Origin of the sequence: Mesorhizobium abyssinicae, from assembly GCF_049887195.1 — a bacterium.
Classification (GTDB): domain Bacteria; phylum Pseudomonadota; class Alphaproteobacteria; order Rhizobiales; family Rhizobiaceae; genus Mesorhizobium; species Mesorhizobium abyssinicae.
On the sequence record NZ_JARAKC010000015.1, the window covers coordinates 74874 to 88878 of the forward strand.

The 14005-nt window shown below is 64.1% G+C and carries 13 protein-coding genes; 7 read left to right on the top strand and 6 right to left on the bottom strand.

Translation table 11 applies throughout. The features are described from left to right. Window positions 1-188: 188 nt before the first annotated feature. The 3 genes from PU724_RS25290 to PU724_RS25300 form a co-directional block, all read right to left on the bottom strand. Window positions 189-1151 (bottom strand): DMT family transporter, encoded by a 963-nt coding sequence (locus PU724_RS25290; RefSeq protein WP_354424195.1) that lies wholly within the window; start codon window positions 1149-1151, stop codon window positions 189-191. Between the two features lie 173 nt (window positions 1152-1324). Further along, window positions 1325-2227 carry a DUF2167 domain-containing protein gene (locus PU724_RS25295; RefSeq protein WP_127309633.1) on the bottom strand — a complete coding sequence of 301 codons (903 nt, stop codon included), beginning with the start codon at window positions 2225-2227 and terminating at the stop codon, window positions 1325-1327. 151 nt (window positions 2228-2378) lie between these two features. Continuing rightward, window positions 2379-3824 carry a helix-turn-helix domain-containing protein gene (locus tag PU724_RS25300; protein ID WP_354424197.1) on the bottom strand — a complete coding sequence of 482 codons (1446 nt, stop codon included), beginning with the start codon at window positions 3822-3824 and terminating at the stop codon, window positions 2379-2381. Between the two features lie 246 nt (window positions 3825-4070). Here PU724_RS25300 and aceA point away from each other — a divergent pair, with 246 nt between their 5' ends. The 3 genes from aceA to PU724_RS25315 all read left to right on the top strand — a co-directional run bounded on the left by aceA (window position 4071) and on the right by PU724_RS25315 (window position 6406). Beyond that, window positions 4071-5360, top strand: a complete 1290-nt coding sequence (gene aceA, locus PU724_RS25305; protein ID WP_320321733.1) for an isocitrate lyase — start codon at window positions 4071-4073, stop codon at window positions 5358-5360. 61 nt (window positions 5361-5421) lie between these two features. Further along, window positions 5422-5664 (top strand): SMc00767 family acetate metabolism repressor, encoded by a 243-nt coding sequence (locus PU724_RS25310; protein ID WP_127287374.1) that lies wholly within the window; start codon window positions 5422-5424, stop codon window positions 5662-5664. A gap of 280 nt (window positions 5665-5944) precedes the next feature. Next, a complete protein-coding gene (locus PU724_RS25315) occupies window positions 5945-6406 on the top strand; it encodes a response regulator (protein WP_354424199.1) in 462 nt (153 codons plus the stop codon). Between the two features lie 39 nt (window positions 6407-6445). On the opposite strand, the gene PU724_RS25320 is transcribed toward PU724_RS25315, so the two are convergent. Further along, a complete protein-coding gene (locus tag PU724_RS25320; RefSeq protein WP_127285061.1) occupies window positions 6446-7159 on the bottom strand; it encodes an HAD family hydrolase in 714 nt (237 codons plus the stop codon). Window positions 7160-7322: 163 nt separating this feature from the next. Between PU724_RS25320 and PU724_RS25325 the strand changes: the two genes are divergently transcribed. The 4 genes from PU724_RS25325 to PU724_RS25340 all read left to right on the top strand — a co-directional run bounded on the left by PU724_RS25325 (window position 7323) and on the right by PU724_RS25340 (window position 11653). Further along, complete coding sequence (locus PU724_RS25325) at window positions 7323-8756, top strand: glutamine synthetase family protein (RefSeq protein ID WP_135859174.1); 1434 nt, start codon at window positions 7323-7325, stop codon at window positions 8754-8756. 29 nt (window positions 8757-8785) lie between these two features. Continuing rightward, entirely contained in the window at window positions 8786-9154 is a 369-nt protein-coding gene (locus PU724_RS25330; RefSeq protein ID WP_135859171.1) for a four helix bundle protein, read from the top strand. 62 nt (window positions 9155-9216) lie between these two features. After that, window positions 9217-10503 carry an NAD(P)/FAD-dependent oxidoreductase gene (locus tag PU724_RS25335; protein WP_135860652.1) on the top strand — a complete coding sequence of 429 codons (1287 nt, stop codon included), beginning with the start codon at window positions 9217-9219 and terminating at the stop codon, window positions 10501-10503. Window positions 10504-10786: 283 nt separating this feature from the next. Further along, window positions 10787-11653 (top strand): SH3 domain-containing protein, encoded by an 867-nt coding sequence (locus PU724_RS25340; protein WP_354424202.1) that lies wholly within the window; start codon window positions 10787-10789, stop codon window positions 11651-11653. Here the strand turns inward: PU724_RS25340 and PU724_RS25345 are convergent. Next, entirely contained in the window at window positions 11637-12941 is a 1305-nt protein-coding gene (locus PU724_RS25345; RefSeq protein ID WP_354424204.1) for a Mur ligase family protein, read from the bottom strand. The two genes, PU724_RS25340 and PU724_RS25345, sit on opposite strands and share 17 nt — an antisense overlap. An 83-nt stretch (window positions 12942-13024) precedes the next feature. Continuing rightward, entirely contained in the window at window positions 13025-13786 is a 762-nt protein-coding gene (locus tag PU724_RS25350) for an SDR family oxidoreductase (protein WP_354424205.1), read from the bottom strand. Window positions 13787-14005 lie beyond the last annotated feature (219 nt).

Sequence of the window (14005 nt, forward strand, 5' to 3'; positions counted from 1 at the left end):
GTGTGCCGACGTCGTCAGAGGCTTTCGCCATGGCGCGGGCAGGGATACGACGATGTGGTCCGGTCCCGATCGGACCGGCATTGAGACTTGGCAAGATACGCCTGTCTTGTTGTTGCCGTGCTCTTAGCCTGCCCGCCCGGCAGCGACGTTGTCAATGGCTCATCGCGCGCTTTGGCGCCTGCGCTTCATCAATTCGGAGACGGCACGCCGGTGACGCCCGGCCGCTCGGGCCGCGCCTGGCGCTTGAACTCGAGAGCGATGTGGACGAGGAGCGCGGCGACCACGACCGCGCCGCCGACAATGGTGCGCGCCGATGGCACCTCGGAATGCACGAGCCAGACCCAGATCGGGCCAAGGATCGGCTCGAACGTGCCAAGCAGTGCCGCCATCGCCGCCGGAACGAGACGGGCGCCGGTGGCGAAGAAGGCAAGGCCGACGCCAAGATTGAGGACGCCGAAGGCAAACAGGAAAGCCATGCCGCGGCTGGACACGGCGAACTGCGACGCCTGGGATGCGGCAAAGGCGCAGGCGAGCAGCGCGGCGAGGCAGTTGGCCGGCGTCATGCGCACATGGGCGAAGCGCCGGGTGATCACGGTGGCGATCGAGAACATGCAGGCGATCAGCAGCGCCAGGCCATCGCCGATGGGAGACACCGCGCCATCGAGCGATTCCGAGACCATGATGGCGACGCCGGTGATGACGGCGGCGATCGCCACCCAGGTCGCTGTCGCCACCCGCTCGCGAAACACCACCCAGGCAAGCAGTGCCGCCAGCAGCGGCACGCCGGCCTGCATCAAGAGGATGTTTGCAACCGTGGTGTAGGAAAGCGCCACGATGAACGAGGTCGACGCGGTGGCGAAGCATACCGCCACGGCAAGGCCCGGCAGGCCCATGTCGCGAAACAATCTCAGCGTGCCCCGCCAGCCGTCGCGCCAGGCCATGAAGCAAAGCAGAAAGGCCACCGCCCAGAGAGAGCGCCAGAACACGATCGTCCAGTTGTCGGTGACGTCGATGAAACGGGCGATGGTGCCGCCAAAGCTCCACATCAGCGCCGACAGGAACACCAGCAGCATGCCGATGCGCTCCTCGCCGGGCGAGATGGCCGGGCGCGGCGGGGCGGCTGGCGAAGCTGGCGATGCGGCGTCGGTCATGGTTGCGGCTGTCGGCGATTTCAGGGCGGCACGATGCGCGGTGGGCGGCAGGAACGCGCCGCATTGGCGTAACGCACCGGCGGCCGCGAGGCGTGATCCAGCCACGCATTCCGTTTGGCGCACTGACGACTAGCAGCTCGGCTATTCGGTCGGCAGAGACCGGTCATCGCTCTTTAGGAGGAGGCGTCTCTGTTGCGCCGAATGAGCCGCCAAAGGCCCGCCAGCGGAACCAGCAGGATCACGCCGAACTTCTTCAGCGCGATCAGCGCCACCGCCAGCAGCCCGGCCTTGGCCGCCAGCTTGCCGGCAATGAGGCCACCGATGCCGACGGCGGCGACGGTGTCGAAGCCTGGCCTGAAATCGACATACTTCTTGCCGGGGCTGAAGGCGGCGATGCCGAGCACCTCATCCAGGCTTTGCCTGATCTCCGGCAGTTGATCGACCGTGGCGATGTAGCTCATCACGAACACGCCCTCCCGGCCGAGAAAGCGCACATCGTAGTTCAGCGTGTGGACGGCATCGGTTCCGAACTGCAGCTCCTTGGCCCAGTGCAGGCGCTTGTTGACGGCATCGTAGACCGGCGGCGAGGCCCAGCCGATCAAGGTGACGGGCTGAAATCCGTCCTTCACCCTTTGATCGTTGCTCGACCGAGTGTCCTCCTGCATGCCGCGCAGCAATTCAGCATAGTCGATGGACGCCGCATCGCTGTCATCGACATAGCCGATCTTTTCCCAGCGCAGTTCTATGCCCCAATTGTTCTCGGAGATGGGGTCGTGGTTTGCCGGGAAAATCATGCCGACGGAGCCGGTGCCGACATCTGGCGGATTGCCCCAGGCCTCGGTCAGGACAGAGGCGGAATCCTTCTTGTCCAGGAAGTAGAACTTGCCCTTGAGGTCGAGGTGCACGCCTTCGGCGAGATCTATCGCTCCGGTCCTGGGCTCGATCTTGTCGAGGAATGCCTTACCGGCATCGTTGTATTGTTGGTACGATTTGAAGAATTCCGAGGATTTCTCCGCAAATGCGGATGAGGCTGAAAGGGCAAGCGTCAGCCCAAGCCAAAAAACTGTCCTGTTCATTCGCCGACCCCCCAGCCTTGCGCAATTCTTTTTTGATATCGCGACGCCAATGCTTAATCAATATTGCCGACGGCAATATTGCGGGGGGAAACCGCAATGGCTTGCTGTTGCAACGGAGGACGAGCCTCCGGGCCGACCAGCACAGTCGACGTCACTGGAAATCGAAAGCGCTCAGGCCGGTCACCATCTCGTCGAGGCCAAGCGGCCGCGTCACCGGCGGCTCGGCGCGCGCCAGGCAACCGATGCGTTCGCAGAGCCGGCAGGCGGGTCCCACCGGCGTGGCAACGGCGACGCCCTGCCCCGACTTGCCGCTCGCCGTCCCCGGAAGGGCTCCGCCATAGACGATCTCGTCACGAAAGCCGATATCGCAGCCGATGAGCAGCGCCGTGCGGCGCGGCCGCTCCGAGAAGGCGCCCTGTGGACCTTCCAGCGTGCGGGCAATGCAGAGGAATTCGGCGCCGTCCGGCATTTCCACCGCTTCCACCAGGATCTGCCCGGGCTGGGTGAAGGCGGCATGGACGGCGAGCTTCGGGCAGCCGCCGCCGAAGCGGCTCTGCGGAAAGCCCTGGCTGCCGGCCTTGCGGAAGCGGTTGCCGGCATTGTCGACCTCCAGCATGAAGAACGGCACGCCCGCCGCGCCCGGCCGCTGCAGCATGGTCAGGCGGTTGGCCGCCTGCTCGAAGGACACGCCGAAGCGCGAACGCAGCACGTCGATGTCGTAGCGGGAGCGCAGCGCGGCCGCGTGAAACGCCTGATAGGGCATCATCAGCGCGTGGGCGGCGTAACGGCCAAGCTCGAAGCGCGCCAGCCGGCGGGCCTCGTCTGTCGTCAGCTTCAGCGCCTGGATCTCGCCGGCGACCGCGACCGTCATGCGGATCAGCGAGGCTTCCATTGCCACCTCGCGCAACTGGTCGAAAGGCGACAGCCGTTCGGACAGGAACAGGCGCTGCGAGTGGCGGTCGTAGCGACGGCGCCAGTTCGGCATGGTGGCGACCGGCAGCACCTTGACGACGATGCCATATTCACGCTTCAGCCAGGCCTTCAGCGCGCCGAACAGGTCGTCGCCAGGATCGAGCAGCGCCGTGAAGGCCTCGGCCTCCTCCTCCAGCGCGGTGAAATGGTTCGGCCGGCGCTCGAAGATCTCGTGCACCTCGTCGACCGGCAGGCGGGCACCGGACAGGGCGGTGGCGCGGCCTTCGCGCGCCAGAAGCTCGTTGAGGTCGGAAAGCCGCTCCGCCTGCTCGCGATAGGCGCGAAACAGCTTCACCATCGCGGCGGAAGCATTGGGAGCGGCCTCGGCGAGCTCGATCAGCTCCTGGTCGCCCGGCAGTTCGCCCGACAGCAGCGGATCGCCGAACACTTCCCTGAGCGCCGATATCGAACCCTTCGCCTCGCCCTGCAATTCATGCGGATCGATCTTGTAGACCGATGCCAGCTTGAGGATCAGCTGCACCGTCAGCGGCCGCTGGTTGCGCTCGATGAGGTTGAGATAGGACGGCGAGATACCGAGCCCTTCGGCCATCGCCGTCTGGGTCAGGCCCTTGGCGTTGCGGATGCGGCGGATGCGCGGCCCGGCAAAGATCTTCTGGTCAGCCACTCCATCCATCCTTGACAGTAATTTACACGATTTGGCCGCAAATACCTTCTCGGCCCTTTTACAATCGTGACAAATTTACAAGGCTCACCAGTCAAACGCAACACTGATTTTCCCTTATTTTCCGGCCAATGTTGCGGTTTTCCTCGCGCTTTTCGCAGTGCGATGTAAATGATGTCACACATCGACGGCGCACAGCTCCCATGGGCGACGTTCCAAAAACCGGCATCGAATGAACTGGAGTATGCAATGACCGATTTTTACAACCTTGTCCCATCCGCGCCCGAAGGCCGCTTCGACGGCATCGAGCGGCCCTATTCGCCGGAGGATGTGAAGCGGTTGCGCGGCTCGGTCCAGATTCGCCAGAGCCTGGCCGAGATGGGAGCCAACCGGCTGTGGAAGCTCATCCACGAGGAGGACTTCGTCAACGCGCTCGGCGCGATGTCCGGCAACCAGGCCATGCAGCAGGTCAGAGCCGGGCTGAAGGCGATCTACCTGTCGGGCTGGCAGGTCGCGGCCGACGCCAACACCGCGTCCGCCATGTATCCCGACCAGTCGCTCTACCCAGCCAACGCGGCGCCGGAACTGGTCAAGCGCATCAATCGCACGCTGCAGCGCGCCGACCAGATCGAGACCTCCGAAGGCAAGGGACTTTCGGTCGAGACTTGGTTCGCGCCGATCGTCGCCGACGCCGAGGCTGGCTTCGGCGGGCCGCTCAATGCCTTCGAAATCATGAAGGCATTCATCGAGGCGGGCGCCGCCGGCGTCCACTACGAGGACCAGTTGGCGTCGGAGAAGAAGTGCGGCCATCTCGGCGGCAAGGTGCTGATCCCGACGGCGGCGCATATCCGCAACCTCAATGCGGCCCGTCTCGCGGCCGACGTGATGGGCACGCCGACGCTGGTCGTGGCGCGTACCGACGCCGAGGCGGCGAAGCTTCTGACCTCGGACATCGACGAGCGCGACCGGCCCTTCGTCGACTATGACGCCGGCCGCACGGTCGAAGGCTTCTACCAGGTCAGGAACGGCATCGAGCCGTGCATCGCGCGCGCCATCGCCTACGCGCCGCACGCGGACCTGATCTGGTGCGAGACCTCGAAGCCGGATCTGGCGCAGGCCAGGAAGTTCGCCGAGGGCGTGCGCAAGCATCATCCGGGCAAGCTGCTGGCCTACAACTGCTCGCCGTCGTTCAACTGGAAGAAGAACCTCGACGACGCGACGATCGCCAAGTTCCAGCGGGAACTCGGCGCCATGGGCTACAAGTTCCAGTTCATCACGCTGGCTGGTTTCCACCAGCTCAACTTCGGCATGTTCGAGCTGGCGCGTGGCTACAAGGCGCGGCAGATGGCAGCCTATTCGGAATTGCAGGAAGCCGAATTCGCGGCCGAGGTCCATGGCTACACCGCGACCAAGCACCAACGCGAGGTCGGCACCGGCTATTTCGATGCGGTGTCGATGGCGATCAGCGGCGGCCAGTCCTCGACAACGGCCATGCATGAATCGACCGAACACGCGCAGTTCAAGCCGGCTGCAGAGTGAGCCGGCGCAAGAGACGACCAACAGAGGAAACGCCCGAAGGGCAACTTAAAGGAGAAGACCAATGGCATCGATTAGCCGCGTCAAGGAAAGAGCCGAAGAGCAATCCTCGGCGATGAGCGTCGACCAGCAGGCAACCATCCGCATGCTGGCCAATGACCTGCACAGGCTCAACCAGTCGGTGATGAAGGCGGTCGAAGCGGGCGTCTCGGTGGAACTGGTGCGTTCGGCCAGACATCATGGCGGCGACGGCAACTGGGGCGATCTGCTGATCCCGGTGATCGTGACCCAGCAAAGCCACAGCTAGGCAAATTCCACGGCGCATTCGCACTGCGACCGCGCAAAGGCCGAACTTTGTCTCGCCCGCGCCGCAACGCGCGGGCGACTTTCGTTTTTGACGGCCGATCCACTACTCGTTTTTCACGGCCGGTCCACTACTGCCAGGAATAGAACTTGCACTAAATTTTAGGTTTTCTTGCTATATTCCAGATGTTAGCCATTTCAGCTTGACACCGGCGGCAATCTCACGCCAATTGTTCCTCAGGTTTCAACCCTGCATTGAAACAGAGACGAGTGCCCGCCCGCCCATGAGCCCCACTGATCGCGAGACCAGGACTGCAGACCACCCCAATGCGGCGGCTCGCGGCACGGATGCCGGCCTGGCGACGGATTTCTCGCAGGTGCTGGTCATCGGACGATCCCCGATCAATCGCGTCGTCGTGGCGAAAATCGTCGAGAAATCAGGGCTGAAGCCGATTTCCGAATCGCCTGAAACGGCCGCGAAGGCGCTGCGGGGCCTCATTCCCGGCGCAGTCGTGCTCGATGGGGGCGCCGACAACAAGGACTGCGATGCGCTGATCTCCGGCATCGACGCGCTCAGGCGGATCTCGGGCAAGGCATTGCCTTCGGTGATCCTGCTTTCAACCAAGACTGGCACACCGGAGAGCCTCGGCCTATCCAGCGTAATCGATGCCGTGGTCGCCAAGCCGATCACTCCCGAAAGGCTGCAACCGGTGATCGACCGGCTGATCGGGCTCGTGCACGGCTGACCAGAAATTCGGGTCGACCGGCCGCAAATCTCGACAGGCTCAGCCAGCCGTGACGATGCCTTCGATCAGCGCAGGCAATTGCCCGAGATCGGCGATCTGGCGAAAACGCGGCGCGGCCGTCGGCGCCTCGACATGCTCGAGCACCCAGGTCAACTCGTGCGGCACGTGGACGCCCCAGCCGCCGGCCTCGATGGCCGGCACGACGTCGGACTTCAGCGAGTTGCCGACCATCATGCTTTTCCCCGGCCCGTCGCCGTGGCGACTGAAGACACGGGCATAGGTGGCCGCGCTCTTGTCGCTGACGATCTCGACGGCGTCGAACAGATCGCCGAGGCCCGATTGCGCCAGCTTGCGCTCCTGGTCGAAAAGGTCGCCCTTGGTGATGAGCACGAGACGATAGGCGCCGGCCAGTTTCTCCACGGTCTCGCGCGCATGCGGCAGCGGTTCGATCGGATGACTGAGCATCTCGCGTCCGGCGGCAAGGATCTCGGCGACGACCGACCCCGGCACGCGGCCACCGCTGACCTCGATGGCGGTTTCGATCATCGACAGCGTGAAGCCCTTGATGCCGAAACCGTAGACGGCAAGGTTGCGCCGCTCGGCCTCGAGCAGCCTTGCCGAAACATGATCAGCCTCGCCATGCTCGGCAAGCAGCCCTGCGAAGCGCTTTTCCGTGAGGCGGAAGAACTGCTCGTTCTGCCACAGCGTGTCGTCGGCATCGAAGCCGATCGTCGTCAGTTCATGGCTGGTCATGGCTGTCCTGCGTTCGGCGCGTAAGGTAGTCGCATTTCGCGAGGCGTCGAACCTAAGCTCACCGCCGCGAATTTCAACAGCGGCGGCCGGTCGAGCGGCTCCCCTTCCCTTCCATCGCCGGCCACGGCTATACTTCGCCATCCGCAACCCAATCTGGTGACTGATGCCGCCTGCAAAAAAGGAAGTCCGTCCGTCGAGCCGCGGAGGACGCGCCCGTACGCCTGCCTTCGTGAAAAGCCAACGTGGCGTCAAGAACTGGAAGGAAGTCAGCGCCTGGCTCGAATGGCGCGGCATCGAAGACATCGAATGCATCACGCCCGACCAGGCCGGCGTTGCTCGCGGCAAGATGATGCCGTCGAAGAAATTCACCTCCAACACCTCGCTGGCGCTGCCCTCGGCGGTGTTCATGACGACGATTTCCGGCGGCTATCCGGAGGACGGCAACGGCTTCCACTATCCAGAGGACGACGGCGACCTCAAGTTGATGCCCGACCTTTCGACGCTGACCGTGGTGCCGTGGGAAGAGGACCCGACGGCGGCTGTCATCTGCGACCTCGTCCACCAGGACGGCCGCTCGGTCGAGTTCACGCCGCGCAACGTCTTGAAGCGCGTGCTCGCCGCCTACGCCGATCGCGGGCTGAAGCCGGTGGTGGCGCCCGAGATCGAGTTCTACCTGGTGCGCAAGAACCCCGATCCGGACTATCCGCTGACGCCGCCCGTCGGGCGCTCGGGACGGCCGATCGGCGGCGGCGCCGGCTATTCGATCGCCGGCGTCAACGAGTTCGACGAATTGATCGACGACATCTACCACTTCTCCGAAGGACAGGGCCTGGAGATCGACACGCTGATCCACGAGGAAGGCGCCGGCCAGCTCGAGATCAATTTGCGCCACGGCGACCCGATCGAGCTCGCCGACCAGGTGTTCATGTTCAAGCGCACCATCCGCGAGGCAGCGCTCAAGCACGAGATCTACGCCACCTTCATGGCCAAGCCGATCCAGGGCCAGCCGGGCTCGGCGATGCACATCCATCAGTCGATCGTCGACAGGAAGACCGGCAGGAATGTCTTCTCGGCCGAGGACGGTTCAGAGACGGACGATTTCTTCCACTTCATCGGCGGCATGCAGAAGCATGTGCCGAACGCGCTGGTGATGTTCGCGCCCTATGTCAATTCCTACCGGCGGCTAACGCAGGCGGCCTCGGCGCCGGTCAACAACAAATGGGGCTACGACAACCGCACCACGGCTTTCCGCGTGCCGCGCTCGGATCCGGCGGCGCGGCGCGTCGAAAACCGCATCCCGTCCTCCGACGCCAACCCCTATTTGGCGCTCGCCGCGTCACTCGCCTGCGGGTTGATCGGCATGATCAACAAGGTCAAGGCCGAGCCTCCGGTGCTGACCACCGCGAACGCCGATGAGATCGACCTGCCGCGCAGCCTGCTCGAGGCCGTCGACCTGTTCGAGGCCGACGAGGACCTCGGCTCCATCCTCGGCAAGTCCTTCACCGCGACCTATGCGGCGATCAAGCGGGCCGAGTTCGAGACCTTCATGGAAGTGATCAGCCCGTGGGAGCGGGAGTATTTGTTGCTGAATGTTTAGGGGAGTAGGGGAGTAGGGGAGTAGGGCGAATGAATGAGAAAACAGGTTCCTACAAGGACCTGATTGTTTGGCAGCAAGCGATGGATCTCGCCGTGGCAGTGTATGGCGCAACGAAATCCTGGCCGAAGGAGGAACTTTATGGTTTGACCAGCCAGGTGCGCCGTGCAGCCAGCTCGATACCGGCGAATATAGCTGAGGGTTACGGCAGAGAGATCCGCGGTTCCTATCAGCAATTTCTCCGCATCGCCCAAGGGTCACTAAAGGAATTGGAGACACAGATCTTGATTGCCGAGCGTACCGGTATCGCGTCGAAACCGACGACGGTTTCATTGTTGGAGGGGACCGAAAGTGTCGGGAAGCTTCTTCGCCTTCTGATCCGCAAACTCTCAGCCGACTAGCTCCCCTATCCCCTACTTCCCTACTTCCCTACTTCCCTACTCCCCTACTCCCCTACTCAATCATGCCCTACCAATCCCCAGTATCCCCCGGCCGGTCCTGGTACGAGGACACGGCCGGATCACGGCCCGAATACCCCGCTCTCGACGGCGACCGCCAATGCGATGTCGTCATCGTCGGCGGCGGCTTCACCGGCCTGTCAGCGGCGGCGCATCTGGCGAAGGCCGGCAGCAATGTCGTGCTCATCGAGGCGCATCGGTTCGGCGACGGCGCTTCGGGGCGCAATGGCGGCCAGCTCGGTACCGGCCAGCGCGCCTGGGCCGAGGAGATGGAGGCGGAATACGGCCTTTCCCGCGCCAAGGCGCTGTTCGACCTCGCCGAGGAGGCCAAGGCGCATCTGCTCGAATTTGCCGCCGTCAACAGGATCGAGATCGACTACATGCCTGGCCAGCTGTCGGTGGCGCACAAGCAGCGCTATGTCGACGACTACAAGGCGCATGCCGAGATCATGGCGAGCCGCTTCGGCTACCCGCACATTTCCTTCATGGACGCGAAGGAAGCCGCAGAGCGGCTGGGCTCGACGCGCTATTTCGGCGGCACGCGCGACACCGGCACCGGGCACATCCACCCGCTGAAGCTGGTGATCGGCACGGCGAAAGCAGCGGCCGGGGCCGGCGCGCAGCTGTTCGAGCGGACGCCGGCGACCGGCATCGTCTCCGGCGGCGGCAAGGTGAGGGTGACGACGCCGAAAGGCACGATCACGGCCGAGAAATGCCTGATCGGCGTCAACGCCTATGGCGGCACGCTCGAGCCGGTGAGCGCCGCCCACATCATGCCGATCGGCTCCTTCATCGGCGCCACAGTGCCGCTCGGATCGGCCTCGACCGTGCTGCCGGGCGGCGAGTCGGTCGACGATTCCCGCTTCGTCGTGCGCTACTTCCGCAAGTCGAAAGACGGCCGGCTTTTGTTCGGCGGGCGCGAGGTCTACGCGGTCAACGATCCGAAGGACATCCACATCCATATCCGCCGCCAGATCGCGGAACTCTATCCGGAGTTGAAGGATGTCGAGATCACGCACGGCTGGGGCGGCTATGTCGGCATCACCGTGCCGCGCAAGCCATTCGTGCGCGAAGTGATGCCCAATGTCATCTCGGTCGGCGGCTATTCCGGCCACGGCGTCATGCTGTCGAACTTCTTCGGCAAGCTCTATGCCGAGACCGTGCTCGGCAACCGCGACCGGCTGAAGCTGATTGAGGATCTGAAGGTCCCGCCCTTCCCCGGCGGCCGGCGTTTCCGCGCGCCCTTGCTGTTCCTGGCGCTCAGCTGGTTCGCCCTGCGCGACAGGATCTGACGCAAGGGAAGCACCGGCCGGAACGGAGCTTCCGGCCTATCTGCCTGATTCCATTCGGCAGTTCGTGCCAATTCGAGATGTTGCGGAATCCTTAACAAGGGTGCAGAATTCATTGCAAGGGCGCACTGATGCCACAATCACCGGCAAAGGATGCGGGTTCTGGGCTGTAAGACGGGGACTTTCGCGGGCCCGCCCGCTTGTGTTTTTGGGACCGATGCCGATCACCGCCGGACCTCCGGCACCGATCGAAAGAACGTCGGCCCACCTATTGGAGGTGGTTAGAGTGAACGAGCCCTTCAGTTTCGGCGCGCCGGAACGGCGGCACTTTGCAATGCAGTTCGGCTATGACAGGCGGCCCACGTTCTGGCAGGGCGTGCGGTCCAATTCGCATCTGGTGATTGCCGCTGTCGGCACCGCGGCCCTGCTCGGCGTGGCGGGGATTGCGTTGTGGCTGGCGCTGCCGGCCAGCGACCGGCAAGCGATTGCCAGCCCGGCGCAAAGCGTCCCGACAATCCCGGTCAAGACAACCAAGATCGCCCCCGTCAGCGCGAACGCCACGGCGATCGCAGTGGCGCCGCAGGCGGCGCGCAAGGCCGACGCGGTGTCGGCCGTCGTCGCCGCCAAGGAAGCCAAGATACCGGCGCTGGCGTCCAACGACCCGCGCTGGACCGCACCGGGCACCAAGACCGCGTCCAACGACCCCGCGCCTGCTCCAGCCGATCAGGCGGCAGGCCGACAGGTCGAAGAGACCGCCAAGCCAACCGACACGGCATTCGCCGAACCGGCGCCGCAATCAGACGCCACCGCCTTGCTGTCCAAGGTGGCCGCGCCCAGCGCGGCGCCGGCAAAGGACGATCCCGACGGCGCCAAGACCGCCGCCATTCCCGCGCCGGACCCGCAGGCGCCGGAAGCGCAGGCATCCGCAGGCGACGATGCCAAGCCAAAGCCTCAACAAGCCAGCGCGGCCAGTACCGGACGCATCCTGCGGGCCGTCACCATGCGGGCCGGCCCGAAACAGAAAGCGGCGGCCATGGTCACCGTGCCCGCGAAGACCTCGGTGCAGGTCATAAGCTGCAAGAAGTGGTGCCAGATCGTCTATAACGGCAAGCGCGGCTGGGTCTACAAGACCTACATCAAGACCGGCGCCTGAGAGACTCATCGCCGCCGGTCAGCCGAAGCCACTGCCATAGCCGGGCCCGCCTGCGCTTTCTGACGTGGGCGCGATGTTGCTCGAAGGGCACTTCGAACAGGCCGCATCCCTGGCATCCAGACCTTTTGCCGCAAACCGGGACCCAGCATTTGACATCGTGGGTCCAGGCGAGCGCGACCCTCTCGAGGTGAAGGTTGGACGAGCTCTTGAGCAGGATCAGTTCGCCCGGTACTGCCGTTTTCCTGATGTGGTCGGAGACTTCCTTGGGCGTTCGCAATTCGACGAACCGGCCGCCATCGCGGTCGGCCTGGCCGGCGCCCGAGCGATGCGCGTTGTCGCCGACATAGATCACCTGGCCAGCGACCTCGCGCGCGGTGTTATAGGCGTCACGGTACTTTCTGGTCGAACCCACATAATCCGAAATCTGGCCGAGAACGATGCGTTTTGAGGCGACCTTGGCCTTGGCCACCATGTCGATGGCGAGGTTGATCGAATGCCAGGGAGCCTTGGCGGTGTCGACCAGGAAGTGCGGACCGTCCTCGATAACGAGCACCTGGCAGCGATTGACCAAGGGCCGAAACGTCGCGACGCGCGCCGCGACTTTTTCGGGCGGCACGCCGAGCTCCAGCGCGGTGGCCACAGCCGCCGCCGTCGGCAGCCATAGATACTCGGCCGGGAACAGCGTCTTCAGGTCGAGCGTGCCGCCACTCCACCGGACCTTGAGGCTCAGCGTTTCAGGATAGGCGGCCTGCGTGTCGGTGACACGATAATCCGCATCTTCCGTCCGGCCGAAGGTGACGACGCGATGCCTGGTGCCCGAAGCCATGCCGAGCACATGCGGATCGTCGGCGTTGAGCACGGCAAGACCGCCCGGTGGCAGCGCATCGACCAGGGCGCGCTTTTCCAGGGCGACGTTCTCAAGGGTCCTGAAACTGGCCAAATGTTCGAGGCGGACCATGGTGACGACAGCCACATGCGGCTTGAGCAGTTCCGCCATCGGCCTGATGGTGTCGACGCCATAGGCGCCTGCCTCGAACACGACGTGGTCGACCTTGCCCGATTTCCACATACGCTTGTAGAGCGTGCTGGCCAGCGCATCGATGGCGTTGGCGAGAACCTGCGTGTAGACCGGGCCATGGCTGGCCAAAATATGGCCGAGCAACGCCGCTGCCGTCGACTTGCCGGAACTGCCGGTGACGCCGATGAAGGTCGCCTTGCTCTTTGAACGAGCGCGCCTGGCCCTGTAGATCTTGTGGCGGTGCCACAGGCTTCGGCGAATCTTGCGCAATCGGGCATTCATCGCATGGCCACCCTGCTTCCTCGAGAAGCCTTATGCAGTTCCCGGGCGGCTCGTCAATTCAGGCCCACCGTTCAGATGCAGCGCCCGCCGTCGACCTCCAGCGCCACGCCGGTGATGAAAGCGGCTTCGTCGGAGGCGAGCCAAAGTGCTGCATTGGCGATGTCGAGCGGCGTCGAGAGGCGGCCGAGCGGGATCGAGGCGCGGAACCTCTCGCGGATTTCCGGCGTGTCGGCGCCCATGAACCTCTCCAGCATGCCGGTCTCGCCGGCGACCGGGCAGAGGCAGTTGACGCGGATGTTTTTTGGCGCCAGCTCGACCGCCATCGACTTGGTGGCGGTGATCGCCCAGCCTTTCGAGGCATTGTACCAGGTGAGGCCGGGCCTCGGCCTCAGGCCGGCGGTCGAAGCGGTGGTAAGGATGACGCCGCCGCCCTGCCGCTCCATGATCGGCACCACCGCGCGCGCCGCGTGGTAGATCGACTTCATGTTGACGGCCGTGATCAGATCGAAGGTCGTCTCGTCGACGTCGAGCATGTCGCCGTTGCGGTGCGTATAGCCGGCATTGTTGACCATGATGTCGATGCGGCCGAAGGCGCTCGTGGCGGCATAGACCATCTCGTCGAATTCGGAGCGCTGCGACACGTCGGTCTGGGTCCAGATCGCTTTGTCGCCGATCTCGCCGGCCACGCGCTCGGCGCGCTTGGCATTGAGGCCGGCGACGACAATCCTGGCGCCCTCCTCGGCAAAGCGCCTGGCCATGCCCTCGCCAAAGCCAGATGCGGCGCCGGTGATGATGGCGACCTTGTTTTCCAGACGCGTGCCTTTTTCGCTCATTGAAGATCATCCCGAAGCAAGGCATTTCTCCTTTGGCTTTCGCCGCGATCCCGCTCTATGCTGCACCTGCGAAAGCTCCCCGGAACCACCGCTTGCCGAGAAGCCCCCGGGGCTACGTCAGTGTCAAGGGCACACATGAACCCAATCGACAACCAGCGACCGGTTCTCACCTGTGACACCATGGCACTGGAATATTTAAATCGATTAGAATATATCAGC